General features: G+C 44.3%; 17 protein-coding genes and 1 pseudogene. 11 read left to right on the forward strand and 7 right to left on the reverse strand.

Annotated elements, in window-relative coordinates:
• Positions 1-36 precede the first annotated feature (36 nt).
• The 4 genes from ABIB39_RS15650 to ABIB39_RS15665 all read right to left on the reverse strand — a co-directional run bounded on the left by ABIB39_RS15650 (position 37) and on the right by ABIB39_RS15665 (position 2,710).
• On the reverse strand, positions 37-549 hold the full coding sequence (locus tag ABIB39_RS15650) for a cupin domain-containing protein (protein WP_354431102.1): 513 nt from the start codon (positions 547-549) through the stop codon (positions 37-39).
• A complete protein-coding gene (locus tag ABIB39_RS15655; RefSeq protein WP_354431103.1) occupies positions 546-938 on the reverse strand; it encodes a DUF4267 domain-containing protein in 393 nt (130 codons plus the stop codon). The genes ABIB39_RS15650 and ABIB39_RS15655 overlap by 4 nt, the downstream gene beginning before the upstream one ends.
• Before the next feature lie 73 nt (positions 939-1,011).
• Positions 1,012-1,590 carry a Crp/Fnr family transcriptional regulator gene (locus ABIB39_RS15660; protein ID WP_354431104.1) on the reverse strand — a complete coding sequence of 193 codons (579 nt, stop codon included), beginning with the start codon at positions 1,588-1,590 and terminating at the stop codon, positions 1,012-1,014.
• 106 nt (positions 1,591-1,696) lie between these two features.
• Positions 1,697-2,710: a threonine aldolase family protein gene (locus ABIB39_RS15665; RefSeq protein ID WP_354431105.1), complete on the reverse strand. Its 1,014-nt coding sequence runs from the start codon at positions 2,708-2,710 to the stop codon at positions 1,697-1,699.
• A 42-nt stretch (positions 2,711-2,752) separates the two neighbouring features.
• Between ABIB39_RS15665 and ABIB39_RS15670 the strand changes: the two genes are divergently transcribed.
• From ABIB39_RS15670 to ABIB39_RS15685, 4 genes are all read left to right on the forward strand, one after another.
• Complete coding sequence (locus ABIB39_RS15670) at positions 2,753-3,397, forward strand: hypothetical protein (protein WP_354431106.1); 645 nt, start codon at positions 2,753-2,755, stop codon at positions 3,395-3,397.
• 12 nt (positions 3,398-3,409) lie between these two features.
• Complete coding sequence (locus ABIB39_RS15675) at positions 3,410-4,060, forward strand: hypothetical protein (protein ID WP_354431107.1); 651 nt, start codon at positions 3,410-3,412, stop codon at positions 4,058-4,060.
• Positions 4,050-4,760 carry a hypothetical protein gene (locus tag ABIB39_RS15680; protein ID WP_354431108.1) on the forward strand — a complete coding sequence of 237 codons (711 nt, stop codon included), beginning with the start codon at positions 4,050-4,052 and terminating at the stop codon, positions 4,758-4,760. The genes ABIB39_RS15675 and ABIB39_RS15680 overlap by 11 nt, the downstream gene beginning before the upstream one ends.
• Positions 4,761-4,834: 74 nt before the next feature.
• Complete coding sequence (locus ABIB39_RS15685; protein WP_354431109.1) at positions 4,835-5,923, forward strand: AI-2E family transporter; 1,089 nt, start codon at positions 4,835-4,837, stop codon at positions 5,921-5,923.
• 88 nt (positions 5,924-6,011) lie between these two features.
• Here ABIB39_RS15685 and ABIB39_RS15690 read toward each other — a convergent pair whose 3' ends face one another.
• A complete protein-coding gene (locus tag ABIB39_RS15690; protein ID WP_354431110.1) occupies positions 6,012-7,469 on the reverse strand; it encodes an NADP-dependent isocitrate dehydrogenase in 1,458 nt (485 codons plus the stop codon).
• A gap of 192 nt (positions 7,470-7,661) precedes the next feature.
• Between ABIB39_RS15690 and ABIB39_RS15695 the strand changes: the two genes are divergently transcribed.
• From ABIB39_RS15695 to tatA, 4 genes are all read left to right on the forward strand, one after another.
• Entirely contained in the window at positions 7,662-8,801 is a 1,140-nt protein-coding gene (locus ABIB39_RS15695; RefSeq protein ID WP_354431111.1) for a 5-(carboxyamino)imidazole ribonucleotide synthase, read from the forward strand.
• 52 nt (positions 8,802-8,853) lie between these two features.
• Complete coding sequence (locus ABIB39_RS15700) at positions 8,854-9,204, forward strand: four helix bundle protein (RefSeq protein WP_354431112.1); 351 nt, start codon at positions 8,854-8,856, stop codon at positions 9,202-9,204.
• An 8-nt stretch (positions 9,205-9,212) separates the two neighbouring features.
• Complete coding sequence (gene purE, locus ABIB39_RS15705; protein ID WP_354431113.1) at positions 9,213-9,734, forward strand: 5-(carboxyamino)imidazole ribonucleotide mutase; 522 nt, start codon at positions 9,213-9,215, stop codon at positions 9,732-9,734.
• Positions 9,735-9,810: 76 nt separating this feature from the next.
• Positions 9,811-9,966, forward strand: coding sequence for a twin-arginine translocase TatA/TatE family subunit (tatA, locus tag ABIB39_RS15710; protein WP_252757359.1), 156 nt, complete (start codon positions 9,811-9,813; stop codon positions 9,964-9,966).
• A gap of 73 nt (positions 9,967-10,039) precedes the next feature.
• Here the strand turns inward: tatA and ABIB39_RS15715 are convergent, their stop codons facing one another.
• Positions 10,040-10,603, reverse strand: a complete 564-nt coding sequence (locus ABIB39_RS15715; RefSeq protein WP_354431114.1) for a YqgE/AlgH family protein — start codon at positions 10,601-10,603, stop codon at positions 10,040-10,042.
• Positions 10,604-10,712: 109 nt separating this feature from the next.
• On the opposite strand from ABIB39_RS15715, the gene pdxH reads away from it, so the two are divergent.
• The 3 genes and pseudogenes from pdxH to ABIB39_RS15730 all read left to right on the forward strand — a co-directional run bounded on the left by pdxH (position 10,713) and on the right by ABIB39_RS15730 (position 13,105).
• Positions 10,713-11,360: a pyridoxamine 5'-phosphate oxidase gene (gene pdxH, locus ABIB39_RS15720; RefSeq protein ID WP_354431115.1), complete on the forward strand. Its 648-nt coding sequence runs from the start codon at positions 10,713-10,715 to the stop codon at positions 11,358-11,360.
• Positions 11,357-11,815, forward strand: a pseudogene (locus ABIB39_RS15725) (NADH-quinone oxidoreductase subunit C); the annotation flags it as partial. The gene pdxH and the pseudogene ABIB39_RS15725, both read left to right, overlap by 4 nt.
• A 162-nt stretch (positions 11,816-11,977) precedes the next feature.
• On the forward strand, positions 11,978-13,105 hold the full coding sequence (locus ABIB39_RS15730; RefSeq protein ID WP_354431166.1) for an NADH-quinone oxidoreductase subunit D: 1,128 nt from the start codon (positions 11,978-11,980) through the stop codon (positions 13,103-13,105).
• Positions 13,106-13,119: 14 nt separating this feature from the next.
• Here the strand turns inward: ABIB39_RS15730 and ABIB39_RS15735 are convergent, their stop codons facing one another.
• Positions 13,120-14,022, reverse strand: a complete 903-nt coding sequence (locus tag ABIB39_RS15735) for a S41 family peptidase (protein ID WP_354431116.1) — start codon at positions 14,020-14,022, stop codon at positions 13,120-13,122.
• Positions 14,023-14,090 lie beyond the last annotated feature (68 nt).

Below are 14,090 nucleotides of genomic sequence, written 5' to 3' on the forward strand. Positions count from 1 at the left end.
ATGGATAAGTTTTAAGTTGAATCACTTGAGAAATTATTAGTTACAATACCTCTCAATCAATCTACTTAGACGCCCATTTCTGATCGCGATTTTAGCGAAAAAATTAAATAAAGGCTCCGCTACCTTTTTAAATCCTACCATTTTTGAATTGCTTAAGTAAACAAATAGCACCAGGTCTAAAAAAGATTTTGGTGTCCCGGCATTGCTTGCAAAGCCGTCTTCAGCAAGCCCCTTTAATATAAAAAGGGCGTTCTCGAAGTTCTTGTTGCCCGGATCAATAGTGACGGTTATAACACATTCTTCATCAGAAACATTGTGATAATAGTGTTTTTCGCCCTCTTCTATGGTCGCGATATCCCCGATGTTCAAATGTAGAACGTTTTTACCTTTTCCAACTTCCAGCGTACCCTTTAAAACTTCAAACGTTTCTGAAAACAACGTATGGTAATGCCAGGGAGTTTTTTCGTCCGGTAAAATATTCAATTCCAGCTTACTTTGTTTGTGGCTGTTTACAGAACTGATTAATTTAATTAATCCCTGGTTTTTCATAAGGTTGCTTTTTTGGGTTTGGTTGCCAATAAAATAATCCCAAATACGGCGCAGATGACGATAGCGATAATATGTGGCATGGCTTGAATAACACCGTTGTAGCTTTTGCTAAGCACAACAAGCATATCGTTTACAGGAATTATAGTGCCGGCTAATAATGTCACCCCAACGGCCCGCCTTTGCTTCATCAAAACAAAAGCGCACAAAAGCAGCCCGGAAAATACATCCCTGATACCTTTAGTGTAGTGAAGGGAATAATCGCCATGTGCGCTAAAATGAATGCCGAATCCGGCTGTTGCCGCTTCGGGAGATAAAAAGAACCGGACTCCCAGGAAAATCATTCCCAGCCCTAATAAAAATGCCATCGCGTAAGAAACTTTTGTTGTCATGATATTTTGTTTTAAATATTGAAACAAAATTACCGTGGCTGCAACAAGCGTTCATGCACCTGGGTTAACAAATTTAAAGCTGAGTGAAAATTCTTTTACGGATACGGCTAAGCGATTGCGGCTTAACACCCACAAATGATGCGATATGGTATTGTGACACCCTTTGCAGGATGTCGGCATGATTACTTAAAAACCGCTCGTAGCGTATTTCGGGGGTTTCTGTATGTAATGAGTCGATATCTTTTAGCAATTGTAAAAAAACTGATTCAATGGCAAGCCTGCCAAAACGTTCCCCTTCATTAACGTTGGCATATAATGATTGCAGGCCGGCATGCGATATCACTAAAATGACACTATCTTCTAAAGCCTGGATGATTTTGGAAGATGGTTCCTGCGGGAGGAAGCTTTCGTAATTACATACAAAATTATTTTCTTGCGAAAAGGCGTATGTTTTCTCCTCCCCATCATGATTGATGTAGTAACGTAGCAACCCCTTTGTAACATAGCCTACATGTTTGCAAACCCGCCCTTCCTCTAAAAAAAAGTCGCCTTTCTTATACAACTTTTCCTTAAACAAAGATTTTACCATGTCAATCTCTGCCGGGCTAAGCGCTATCAGCTGTTGCATGTTAAAAAGTAAACTATCTATCATTTCCGGGAGTATGTTGAATCGGTGTTAAATAGAATCAGGCTTCATCAGATATTTAGCAGTGTTGCCGGGGCCGAAACCGTACCCATTTTACAATTACAACTTTAGATTATAATCCTTTCATAACATCTACCACGTACTCTACCCCTTCGGCCTGCACATCCAAATGCGTTACAAAACGGATGCGGTGGGTATCGGTGCTGCTTGCTTTAATGCCTTTGTCGGCAAGTTTAGCAAGGATAGCGGCAGCGGGTTCAACGGTATCAAATAAAACAATGTTAGTTTCCACAGGCATAACGTTGGTTACCCAGGTACATTTGGCAAGTTCCTGGCCTAAGATGCGGGCGTGGGCATGGTCTATCTTTAAACGCTCCACGTGGTGATCTAAGGCATAGATCCCTGCCGCGGCAAGGAAACCGGCCTGGCGCATTCCGCCACCCAAAACTTTACGGATGCGGCGGGCGTACTTGATCGTCGCTTTATCGGCCAGCAGAACAGAGCCAACCGGCGCGCCCAATCCCTTTGACAGGCATACGGAGATACCATCGAAATGCTTCCCATAATCAATAGCTTTATCGCCCGTATGGGCAAGGGCATTAAAAACGCGGGCTCCATCAAGGTGTAGTTTTAAGCCTCGTTGCTTGCATAGTTCGGCAATTGGGCTGATATGATTAAGCGTGTAGCAACTGCCACCGCCTTTGTTAACAGTATTTTCTAACACCACCAGGCTGGTGTGCGGATAATGTATATTCTCGTCGTTGATCTCCGGCGCTATCATCTCTGCGGTTATTATACCCCGGTAACCGTTCAGCAACCTGGTTGATACACCCGAATTGAAGGCGATGCCCCCTCCCTCGTAACGGTAAACGTGCGCGGTTTGGTCGGCAATCAGTTCATCGAGTGGCTGGGTAAAACATTTAATGGCTATCTGGTTGGTCATGGTGCCCGACGGGCAGTAAATGGCGGCTTCCATCCCAAACATTTCTGCAGCTTTTTGCTCCAGGGCGTTCACTGTTTCGTCCTCGCCAAACACATCGTCGCCAACTTTGGCGCCCCACATGGCCTCAAGCATCCCCGGGGTTGGTTTAGTTACGGTATCGCTGCGCAGATCAACTGTTATCATGTCAAAAAATGGTTTATATTTGGTTTCAAATCTAAACCATTTATGAAGAAAATTTTACTCCTGCTTTGTATTTTAAGCATTACAATTTCGGCAAACGCGCAATTATTTGGCAAGCACTATAGCGAAGGCTTTTATTACGACTTTATCGGCGTAAAGCATACCGGGCTTATTTCGTGGTCGCCGCCCCAAAAATCCATATTTGGCGGCAAGGGCGATAATATTTATTTTAAAACTGATAAAGCAGCGGATAGGATAAAATTAAAAAACACTGAGTTTAAGGCATTCGCCATGAAAAACGATAGCGCCATGATGGATAGCTTTTTTGTAACTACAAACAAGGAATTTGAAAAAGCGCCGTTCTTACACGTTTTATTAAATGGCGACGTTAAGATATACAGTTTTACAATGGTATCATCAAACGGCGGAGGTATGACGCCGGGTGCGGGTGGGTTAATGTATATGACCCCAACGTATTCGGGCACTGATAATAAATACTATTATGGCACAGACCCTGATCATGTGACAAGATTGGAAAAAAAGAACTTTATAGAAGTTATGAGCCAGGCCCTTGCCAGCAAAGCATACGTTGTTAAAAAAGTTCAGGATAAAACTTTTAAAATAGGTAAGCTAAAAGAACTGTTGTATTTCTACAGAACAGACAATTATCCAAAATCGATGTTGGATTAATTAAACAGAACAATGCGCAAAACAATACTTATCCTCCTAATGCTTGCAGGCTCGTTCACTGCCAACGCGCAGGGCCCTAACCGCGAATGGTACGAGGGCAGGATTTACCATACCAATGGCGAGATCTTCGATGGGCTTATCTCCTGGGTTCCACCGCACAAAGGCGAATACGAGGATGGCGACATGGTACTTTACCGCAGGGATGAAATGGCCGAAACTATTCCCGTTCCCTATTACAAAGTGAACGCTTTTATTATGGGTGACGACAGCATCGTGGTATCACATAACGTATTGTTTAAAAACAGCCCGTTTATGACGGTGGTATTAGATAATCCCACCAAACTTTACACCAATAAGGTAACCAGGAACGGTTTCCCGCTGATGATTAACACAGGCGGTTTTACCGGCAGCTTCGGCATGGGTGTTGGCTTAGGCACATCGGTTGGCGGCGGCGTAAAAACTATATATTACTATGGCAAAACGCCAGATAAGGTAACAAAGTTAGAGAAGAAACAATTTGTTGAGGTGATGAGCGACCTGATGGCCGACAAACCGGAGGTGGTGGCTAAAATTAAAGATAAAACTTTTCGTTATGGTGATATGCAGGACCTGGTAACTTATTACCTAACCGGGCAAATGCCAAAAAGATCATATGACAACTAAGTATAAAAAGCATTTATTTTCGGCAGCGTTTATGGCGCTGTTTATATTATTATCAGGCCAAAAAGCAAGCGCGCAAAAATGGTTGCCCGGCTATTTTGTTGACGTTAAGGGTGTAAAAACAAATGGCTACATCCATCCCAACCCGGGCGGCCGCGGCCCTATTGCCGATGAGGGTTTTATTGAATTTAAGGACGAGGAACATTCCACAGCCTATTACCTCAGCACCAGCGATCTGCAAGCCTTTGTTGCGGGCAGGGACAGCTTTGTGGTAGCCCATGCCCCCGGTAACGAAACCTGGGCAAAAAAGGAATTTGACTTTGTGCGCGTAGCTGTAGACGAGCCTATAAAAATTTATGCTACCCGCGGCGCAGGCAGTGGCGGCGGCGGTGGCAAAAAAGTGCAGGTTGCGCCATCTGTTGGTTTTGGTACAGGTACTTACGGCACATCATACGGCGGTGGCGTGGGTATTAGCATTGGCGGCAATGGCGGCGGTGGCAATAAAGGCAAATTATATTATTACTATGGCAGCAGTACAGCCAGTATGCAACACCTTACCAACGCGAATTTCATAGATGTAATGAGCGAGGTGATGGGCGACGAGCCCGAGGTGGTAGACCAAATAAAAGCCAACCATTACGGTATTGGCAATATTGAAAAACTTATCGTTTATTTTAACAAGGTTAAGGCATCTCACCGGTAAACATTGGTCTTCCTTATTTCTTTAAAACTTTTAAGAATGTTGTGTGTCCTTAGTAAATAAATTAACCCCGCATAATGCCCGATATAAAGCCGACCCCTGAAAAACCTTCAAAAGAACTCACCTATATTGAAAAAGTATGGCATACCGTTGCCATTGTAGCCCTGCTTGTAGTAGCCATATTAATTGCCCGCGTTGCCTTTAATGTAATACTGATGATATTGGCAGGAGCGCTAATATCTGTTTACTTCCACGGCCTTGGCGATATGATAGAGCGCAAAACCAAATGGAACCGTAAGGTTTGCATGGCAATTTCTGTTGGTGGCTCTTTCCTGCTACTGGTTACGCTGCTGTGGTTCATGGGCACCACCATACAGGGCCAGATAGCTATTTTAAATGAAAGCCTCCCCGAAACCATCAATAACTTTAAGGCAAAGCTTGGCGGCAGCCCGCTTGGTTCTAAAGTGTTAGAGTACTTTAACGATGATGGCAACAGCGATAAAATGTTTACTACCGCGCGTAGTTTTTTCAGTACCAGCTTTGGGGTATTAGGTAACATTTACATCATCATGTTCCTGGGGCTCTTCTTTTCTACGCATCCATCGCTTTATAAAGACGGTATCATCAAACTGTTCCCCGGGAAAAACAAGCCCATGGCAAAAAAAGTTATCGACCGTATTAGCCAGGCTTTAAAAGGATGGTTAAAGGGCATGATGCTTTCTATGGTGCTGATATTTATTATGATAAGCACAGGCTTAACCGTTATTGGCATCCCGGTGGCGCTTGTACTTGCCTTGTTAACGGGCCTTTTGAAGCTTATACCAAACTTTGGCTCGCTGGTTGCAATGATACCCGGCGTACTGCTCGCTTTAACCCAGGACCTTAATACCGCCATCATCGTGGCTTTGCTTTACATTGTATCGCAAACCATTGTAAGTAATATTGTTACGCCGCTTATACAGAAAAAGATGATCAATATCCCGCCTGCCTTAACCATCATTAGCCAGGTACTAATGGGCGTCCTGTCCGGTGTATTGGGTATAATCTTGGCCGTTCCACTCCTTTCCATCATCATTATTTTAGTAGATGAGATCTACGTCAAAAAAATAAATCCCGAGGAACCGGATAACAACGAAGTAGGCAGAAAAACGGTAAATAGCGACTGATAGATTAGTTAGCAAATATTCTAAAAGAAAAAGGCCTGTGCATCAAAATTGACATACAGGCCTTTTTACTTTTAACTTAAACTTTGACTTATTGCCCCTGCGCCAGGGTATAACCAATTTTACCGTCAAACTTCATCAGGAACTCAACAGAGCAAACTTTAAAGTCATCAGAAAGGTCGGCAGCGATAAGCAGGATCTCTTTCTGGGTGATCTCGGTACCGTCCTTCTTTTCAAAACGGATGCGGTATTCGTTCACCAACTCGGTAAATATAGAGCCGGTTGGCCATACCTGCGTACCACGGTTAGAGATCATCACCAACTGGAAGTTATCCGTTTGTTTGCGTTTTGCAAGCTCGGCAAGTTCGTTTGGCTGTTTGCTCGATTCTACAAAAACATCCACGCCTACCATTTCTTCGGTAGTGGCTGCTTTGGTAACGGTTAATTTATTTTTTAGGGGATGATCGTGGTTTGCTTTCACTTCCATATCTGGCTGGCCAATAACCGCCCCTATCGCCGGGATGTGGCCAAGGTTAGCGATAACGGCATCAGCAAAAGTTTCTGTATTGGCAGCTTCGGTAGCTTTGTCACCAAAATCACCGGTGTGTATGCCTTGTTCAAGCGTGTATAGTAACGAGTTTTCGATATTGGCAGCGGCGGTGGTAAAACCTAAATAACGCAGCATCAATATACCCGATAGCAATAACGCAGTAGGGTTTGCAATACCACGACCAGCAATATCCGGCGCGGTACCGTGTACAGCCTCAAAAATGGAAATATTATCGCCAATGTTTGCAGATGGTGCAAAACCAAGGCCGCCAACCAAGCCGGCACAAAGGTCAGATACGATATCGCCCTGTAAGTTGGTTAAAACGATAGCCTGGAATATCTCCGGGCGCGAAACCAGTTTCATACAAAGATCATCCACAATAATATCAGATGATTCGATATCTGGGTATTCGCGTGCTATTTCATAAAACGTTTCCAGGAACAAGCCGTCTGTTAGTTTCATGATGTTGGCCTTGTGGCCGCAAGCCAGTTTGGTATAACCTTTACGGCGCGCCATTTCAAAAGCGTAACGGATAACCTGGGCCGAGCCCGGGCGGGTAATGATACGGCGGCCAACAGCAACGTCGTTGGTCAGCAAGTGCTCGATGCCCCCGTAAGTATCTTCAATATTTTCGCGAACGATGGTAAGGTTAATGGGGATGCCTGCTTTAGAGAAAACGGTATCAACACCGTTAAGCGAACGGAAATCGCGCTGGTTAGCATAAGTATTCCACACCTTGCGGGCGGTAACGTTGATGCTTTTTACGCCTTTACCTTTTGGGGTTTCCATAGGGCCTTTAAACAGCAGACCTAAACGCTCAATGGTTTCTTTTGCCTGTGCGGTCATCCCGGTGGAGTGGCCTGCATCAAAGTAAGATTTGCCCATTTCTACATACTCATAATCGAGCTGTACGTTTGCGGCTTCAAATATGCGGAGCACGGCGGCCATAATTTCGGGGCCTATACCGTCACCTTTTGCTACTGCTATTTTGGTTTTCATGGATGATAATATGTGGTGTGTAAAAACGCTGCAAAGGTAGGCTTTTTAGGCCTATCTGTAAAGGTTTTAACAGTTATTGTGATGTAATTGTGACGATAAAAACAGTAAATAGAAAGCTTATTTTAAGATTTTCGTCAAGAAATAATTCTTCAACCGCTATTTAAAAGATTTAGGTAAATTTGTAGCCTATACATGAAAGCATTTTACGGCGATTTAAAATTAGGGATATTAGGCGGCGGCCAGCTTGGGCGCATGCTGATACAGCAGGCAATAAATTATAACGTTACCGTTAAGGTATTAGACCCCGACCGTGAGGCCCCCTGCCGCCGGCTTTGCAACGAGTTTGTTGTGGGTTCGCTTAGCGATTATGAAACCGTTTACAACTTTGGTAAAAAGGTTGACCTGCTTACCATTGAGATAGAAAAGGTTAACGTTGACGCTTTAGAACAACTGGAAAAAGAGGGTATTGCTGTTTACCCGCAATCGCGCATTATCCGATTGATCCAGGATAAAGGCCTGCAAAAGCAATTCTTTAAAGAGAACGACATCCCAACGGCCGAGTTCCAGGTGATCTCATCGCCCGAGCAATTGAAGACAAGCCATATCCCATTCCCATATATCCAAAAGTTACGCCGCGATGGTTACGACGGCAAAGGCGTTTACCGCGTTAACAACGAAAGTTCATTGGCCAATGCCTTTACCGAACCAAGCCTTATAGAGCGCCTCGTAGATTTTGAAAAAGAGATAGGCGTAATAGTGGCCCGTAACGAAAGCGGCGAAGTTAAAACCTTCCCGCTCGTAGAAATGGAGTTTAACCCCGAAGCTAACCTCGTTGAGTTTTTGATCTCGCCCTCTACCCTGCCTTTCGAGGTACAAATGGAAGCCGAGAACATTGCCAAACGCATTGCCGAAACGCTAAACATAGTAGGCATCCTGGCTGTAGAGATGTTCCTGACCAAAGACGGGCAGATGTTGGTGAATGAACTTGCCCCGCGCCCGCATAACAGCGGCCACCAAAGCATCGAGGGCAACGTAGTATCCCAATTTGAACAGCACCTGCGCGCCATTTTTGACCAGCCACTGGGCGATACTGCCTGCCTTAGCAACGCCATTATGGTAAATATTTTAGGCGAAGCCGGCCACGAGGGCCCTGCTGTTTACCAGGGAATAGAGAAAATCCTAAAATGCGCCGGCGTGTACGTACACCTTTACGGCAAGGCATTAACAAAACCGTTCCGTAAAATGGGGCACGTTACGATAATAGACAGTGACAGGGAAAAAGCGATTGAAAAAGCACGTTATGTGCAGCAGACGCTGAAGGTAGTAAGTTAGAAAGTTAATGGTTGATGGTTCATAGTTCATGACAAAAAAATAAACAAGGTTAATGGCATTTAGATTTGAAGACCTGCAAGTTTGGCAAAAAGCTATGGACTTAGATGAACGAATAAACCAGCTGAGTAAAACATTTCCTAAAGACGAAGTCTATGTTTTAACTTCGCAAATCAAAAGAGCGGCCGACTCCGTTGTTTTAAATATTGCCGAAGGGTCTACCGGCCAGAGTAAAGCTGTGTTCAAATTGTTCCTAAACTACTCTCTTCGCTCTGCTATTGAAGTAGTTAGCTGCTTGTTTATAGCTAAAAGAAGGATATATTTAGACGACACATCTTTTCAAGATTTTTATACCGATTATGAAGTGCTCGTCAAAATGATAACCGCACTTCGAAACTCATTATAATTTTTACTATGAACCATCAACCATCAACTATAACCGCTCTTCAACCAAAAATCGCCATTATAATGGGCAGCAAGTCAGATCTACACATTATGCAAGATGCTGCGGATGTTTTGAAAGAACTGGATGTAGAATACGAAATAACTGTTGTATCGGCACATCGCACGCCCGACAGGATGTTTAGCTACGCCCGTGCTGCTGCAGATCGTGGTATTAAGGTAATTATTGCCGGTGCCGGCGGTGCGGCGCATTTGCCGGGGATGGTGGCATCATTAACGCACTTGCCTGTTATTGGCGTACCCGTAAAATCAAGCAATTCTATCGATGGCTGGGATTCTATCCTGAGCATTCTGCAAATGCCAAACGGCATCCCGGTGGCAACGGTAGCCTTAAACGCTGCGAAAAACGCAGGGATCCTGGCCGCGCAAATTTTATCTACTGCTGATGAATACCTTGTTACTAACCTTATCGCCTATAAAGAAAAATTAAAACAAGTAGTTGAGGCTTCGGCGGCCGAGATGGAAGGAAAATAAAGTTTCTTCAAATGAAACTATTTACGGCGATACAGCGTATCTTTAAATAACAACCAACATATTAAATAAAAAAATCATGGGAGCACCAGAAATTATTTTGATCATCATTGCCATATTGTTATTATTTGGCGGTAAAAAAATACCTCAATTAATGCGTGGCCTTGGCGAAGGCATGAAATCTTTTAAAGATGCCAAGGGCGATGCTGAAACTACTACAGCAACTAAAGAATAAACTTAATTCTATATAATAAAAAAGCCTGCAACTAAATTAGTTGCAGGCTTTTTCGTGATTTTATATTCCACGGTTAGTTCAGCATTGGGTTCTCGGGAAAGTTGGCGATATGCGCGTAACGTTGACCAAGGCTTATAACCACCTCTTTCCAAAGGTTATGCTCGTTGTTGCTGAATATCGCGTCGGCTTCAAATTTGTTGGCTACTATCCAAGCATCCTCGCGCAGTTCGTCGTCTAACTGGTTAGGCGTCCATCCCGAGTATCCTGTAAAAAACTTGATCTCATTTTCGGTTAACTGGTAATTGGTTATCAGTTGTTTGATCTGCTCAAAATCGCCTCCCCAGTAAATACCATCCCAGATCTCTATCCCGCCGTCAATTTTTTCGGGGCATCGGTGAATATAATGCAGGGTATTTTCGGCAACAGGGCCGCCCATATATACGGGGATCTCTGAATAGGAAACGTCAGGCAAAATATCGCCCAGCAGCATTTCTGTTTGATGGTTCAATATAAAACCCATTGCACCCGCCTCAGAGTATTCGGTAAGCAGGATAACCGACCGTTTAAAGTTAGGGTCGGGCATAAATGGTTCAGATATTAATAAACGGCCTGCAGCCGCCGCAATGGGACTTAACATAGGTTATGAATTTAAATAAATAACACTTAATGTAAAAATATGTTCGTTAGTTAATAAAATGAACCGTGTAGCTGTATGTACGGTATAATTAATTTGTAAGTTTGCGATAATGGATCAGAAAGATATAGAAAATTTAAGGCAGGACTACGCCGCGGCATCGTTAAACGAAACCGACGTAAATGCCGACCCCATCCGCCAATTTGATAAATGGTTTAACGAAGCCATTAATTACAAAGTGCACGAGCCAAACGCCATGACTTTGGCTACCGCTACATTGGATGGCCGCCCAAGCGCCCGGATAGTTTTATTGAAAGGCTTTAGCGATGATGGCTTTAAGTTTTACACCAACTACCTGAGCCGTAAAGGTAAAGAGATAGCCAAAAACCCGCTTGGTGCCCTTATTTTCCACTGGGGAGATATGGAACGCCAGATAAGGATTGAGGGCACTATTGAAAAGTTGGATAAGAATTATTCTGAAAAATACTTTCACACACGCCCTAAGTTAAGCCAGATAGGTGCAGCCGCATCGCCGCAAAGCCAGGAAATTAATGGCCGCGAAGAACTGGAACAAAAAATGGCAGCTTTAGAATTAGAGTACGCCGATGGCGATGTGCCAAAACCATCGTACTGGGGCGGCTATGTACTAAGACCACGCCTGATAGAGTTTTGGCAGGGCCGACGCAGTCGCCTGCACGATAGGATAGTTTACAAGAAAACCGATAATAAAAACTGGAAGATTGTTCGCCTGGCGCCATGAGTTTTGACGATATTAAATTATTGCTTACCCAAAAGTTTGGCGAGGATGTAATTACCGGCGAAGAACGCACCAGCCTGCAACCCGCCCTGCTCATTAACCCCGAGCGTATTGTTGAGGTTTGTTTGGAACTGCGCAATAATCCCAAAACTTATTTTGATTTCCTTTCCTGCCTTACCGGGATGGACTATGGTGCAGAAGCCGGCCGTTTTGGTGTGGTTTACCACCTGTCGTCAATCCCCTACCATTTGCAGTTAACGCTTAAGATAAGCAAGGAGAATGACCGCAGCCCGGATAATCTACCATCATTCCCAAGCATAGTCTCCGTTTACCGCACTGCCGATTGGCACGAGCGCGAAGCTTATGACCTGGTAGGGGTATTTTTTGAAAACCACCCGGATCTGCGCAGAATTTTACTACCCGATGATTGGGAAGGATATCCGTTGAGGAAAGATTATACCGCCGTAGAATACTACAAAGGTATTAAGATAGACTACCCCGTACAGCCCAACGATAAAGGTTTACACTTTGAATACCGGCAGCCGGGGCCAAAAAATCCGTTATATAATGAGGCAGTTGAACGTTATCATAAAAAGATAGCCGATGCCGCTGTGGAAGACATGGTGCTTAACATGGGGCCGCAGCATCCGTCTACACACGGGGTTTTGCGGTTGGAGCTAATTACCGATGGTGAGATAGTTAAGGAGGTTATCCCGCATATTGGTTACCTGCACCGTTGTTTTGAAAAGCACGCAGAGTCACTTACTTACCAGCAAACCATCCCCTTTACCGACAGGTTGGATTACCTGGCATCTATGAACAACAGCCACGCCTGGGTAATGGGTGTAGAGAAAATGCTGGGCATCGATAAAGACATCCCCAAACGCATCGAATACATCCGCGTGCTGGTTTGCGAACTTAACCGCATTGCATCGCACCTGATAGCTATTGGCACATATGGCATTGATATTGGCGCCTTCACCCCTTTCCTGTGGTGTTTCCGCGACCGCGAGCATATCATGGGCATGCTGGAATGGGCTTCGGGCTCGCGCATGCTGTATAACTATATCTGGGTTGGTGGTTTATTTTATGACTTGCCTGTGGGCTTTGAAGAGCGATGCCGCGAGTTTGTTGACTACTTTAAACCAAAAATGGTTGAGCTTAACCAGCTCTTGACAGATAACCAAATTTTTATTAGCCGCACCGCTAACGTTGGCGTGTTGCCCATGGATGTGGCCATTAACTTTGGTTGCAGCGGCCCGGTATTGCGTGGTTCTGGTTTAAAATATGACCTGCGCCGCATAGATAATTACTCCGTTTACCCCGAACTGGATTTTGACATCCCGGTAGGTAAAGGCCTGATGGGCACCACCGGCGATTGCTGGGACCGATACAAAGTACGTGTAGACGAGATCCAGGAGTCATTGAAGATAATTGAACAATGCATAAACCGCCTGCAAAACGAATTAAAACGCACCCCGGATTTTGACCCGCGTGCAAAGCTGCCGCGTAAGCTTACCCCAAAAGTGCAGGATTATTACGCCCGCTGTGAAGGCGCCAAAGGCGAACTTGGTTTCTACTTTGTGCACAGTAATGAGCGTTCAGAGATCCCCTTCCGTGGTAAAGTACGCGGCCCAAGTTTCAATAACCTATCCGTACTGCCCGAGTTAGGCAAAAACGTAATGATAGCAGACCTGATAGCCATCATCGGTTCGCTTGATTTTGTGCTTGGTGAGGTAGACCGGTAAAGAGATCTGACTTACTATTTACCTTTCATCCAAGAAAGCGCCGCTATGATTTTCGCGTCTTTACTTAGATCCGTAAAATTATCACCGGCAATCACTTCCTTGTCAGGCGGTACATTTTTATAATAGATCTTTCCATTCCTATCTGCCTCGGCTGCCTGCGCCATTATGAATTCAACACCATACATACTAAAACTTTCATTAGCTGTTGTATAACCTGCGGTGGTATCGCCAATAATACAGGCATTTTTTTGCCCCTTAAAAGTAATTGCCGTTGCCTCGCCAGAACTTGCTGTATATGGTGACGTTAGTACCGCTATTTTAATTTTCGGATTTACTTTGCAAATGGCCTTAATAGAGCAAACCTTAATTGTATCCGAATATATGCTGGTATCCTTCACCAGCCACGATTCATTTTTAGATGCATCGGGATAGATAAAAGTGCCAAGCTTACCCTTGCTTACCAGGTTACCCACACCCAATATCATTGGCCACATGTTACCGCCCGTGTTTAACCTCAGATCGATAATTATCCCTTTAAGCTTGGCCGGGTTAAGTTTGGAGAGAGAATCCTGGATCTGGGCGGCAATTATTTGTGTTTCGCCTTGCTTGGTGGGGTTGTTACCCGGTATCAGTATATAGCCGTAGCCATTAGCCAGCATAGCAGTCTCGACGTGCGGCGTACCTTTCTTAAATACTGCCGGCATAGCTTCAATTATACTTTTTGCGCCCATGCTTTTCGCGCGGACAGAATCATTTAATTTATTCCAATCCGTATTTCCCCTGTATATCGAATTTTTTTTGGCGTAAGATAATGCTGTATCTATCAGTTTACGGGCGCTGTCTGCCCCGGTTAAAGGCTGTTGTGCAACGCTTAAAAATGGTAATGCCAGCAGGCAAGCGAGTAGTTTAAGTTTCATATAGCGATGGAAATATAACCGTGTTTAAAATAAGACGCGTATGTGAATTATTAGTTACTTATAACTCA

Origin of the sequence: Mucilaginibacter sp. UYP27 (assembly GCF_040547175.1) — a bacterium.
Lineage (GTDB): Bacteria > Bacteroidota > Bacteroidia > Sphingobacteriales > Sphingobacteriaceae > Mucilaginibacter.

Bases quoted from the DNA above. Each gene is read 5' to 3' on its own strand.
- ABIB39_RS15685 (WP_354431109.1), top strand. From the start codon at position 4,835: ATGCCCGATATAAAGCCGACCCCTGAAAAACCTTCAAAAGAACTCACC.
- ABIB39_RS15695 (WP_354431111.1), top strand. From the start codon at position 7,662: ATGAAAGCATTTTACGGCGATTTAAAATTAGGGATATTAGGCGGCGGC.
- ABIB39_RS15680 (WP_354431108.1), top strand. From the start codon at position 4,050: ATGACAACTAAGTATAAAAAGCATTTATTTTCGGCAGCGTTTATGGCG.
- ABIB39_RS15735 (WP_354431116.1), bottom strand. From the start codon at position 14,022: ATGAAACTTAAACTACTCGCTTGCCTGCTGGCATTACCATTTTTAAGC.
- ABIB39_RS15700 (WP_354431112.1), top strand. From the start codon at position 8,854: ATGGCATTTAGATTTGAAGACCTGCAAGTTTGGCAAAAAGCTATGGAC.
- ABIB39_RS15660 (WP_354431104.1), bottom strand. From the start codon at position 1,590: ATGATAGATAGTTTACTTTTTAACATGCAACAGCTGATAGCGCTTAGC.
- ABIB39_RS15675 (WP_354431107.1), top strand. From the start codon at position 3,410: ATGCGCAAAACAATACTTATCCTCCTAATGCTTGCAGGCTCGTTCACT.
- ABIB39_RS15670 (WP_354431106.1), top strand. From the start codon at position 2,753: ATGAAGAAAATTTTACTCCTGCTTTGTATTTTAAGCATTACAATTTCG.
- purE (WP_354431113.1), top strand. From the start codon at position 9,213: ATGAACCATCAACCATCAACTATAACCGCTCTTCAACCAAAAATCGCC.
- ABIB39_RS15730 (WP_354431166.1), top strand. From the start codon at position 11,978: ATGGTGCTTAACATGGGGCCGCAGCATCCGTCTACACACGGGGTTTTG.
- ABIB39_RS15655 (WP_354431103.1), bottom strand. From the start codon at position 938: ATGACAACAAAAGTTTCTTACGCGATGGCATTTTTATTAGGGCTGGGA.
- ABIB39_RS15715 (WP_354431114.1), bottom strand. From the start codon at position 10,603: ATGTTAAGTCCCATTGCGGCGGCTGCAGGCCGTTTATTAATATCTGAA.
- ABIB39_RS15665 (WP_354431105.1), bottom strand. From the start codon at position 2,710: ATGATAACAGTTGATCTGCGCAGCGATACCGTAACTAAACCAACCCCG.
- ABIB39_RS15650 (WP_354431102.1), bottom strand. From the start codon at position 549: ATGAAAAACCAGGGATTAATTAAATTAATCAGTTCTGTAAACAGCCAC.
- tatA (WP_252757359.1), top strand. From the start codon at position 9,811: ATGGGAGCACCAGAAATTATTTTGATCATCATTGCCATATTGTTATTA.
- ABIB39_RS15690 (WP_354431110.1), bottom strand. From the start codon at position 7,469: ATGAAAACCAAAATAGCAGTAGCAAAAGGTGACGGTATAGGCCCCGAA.
- pdxH (WP_354431115.1), top strand. From the start codon at position 10,713: ATGGATCAGAAAGATATAGAAAATTTAAGGCAGGACTACGCCGCGGCA.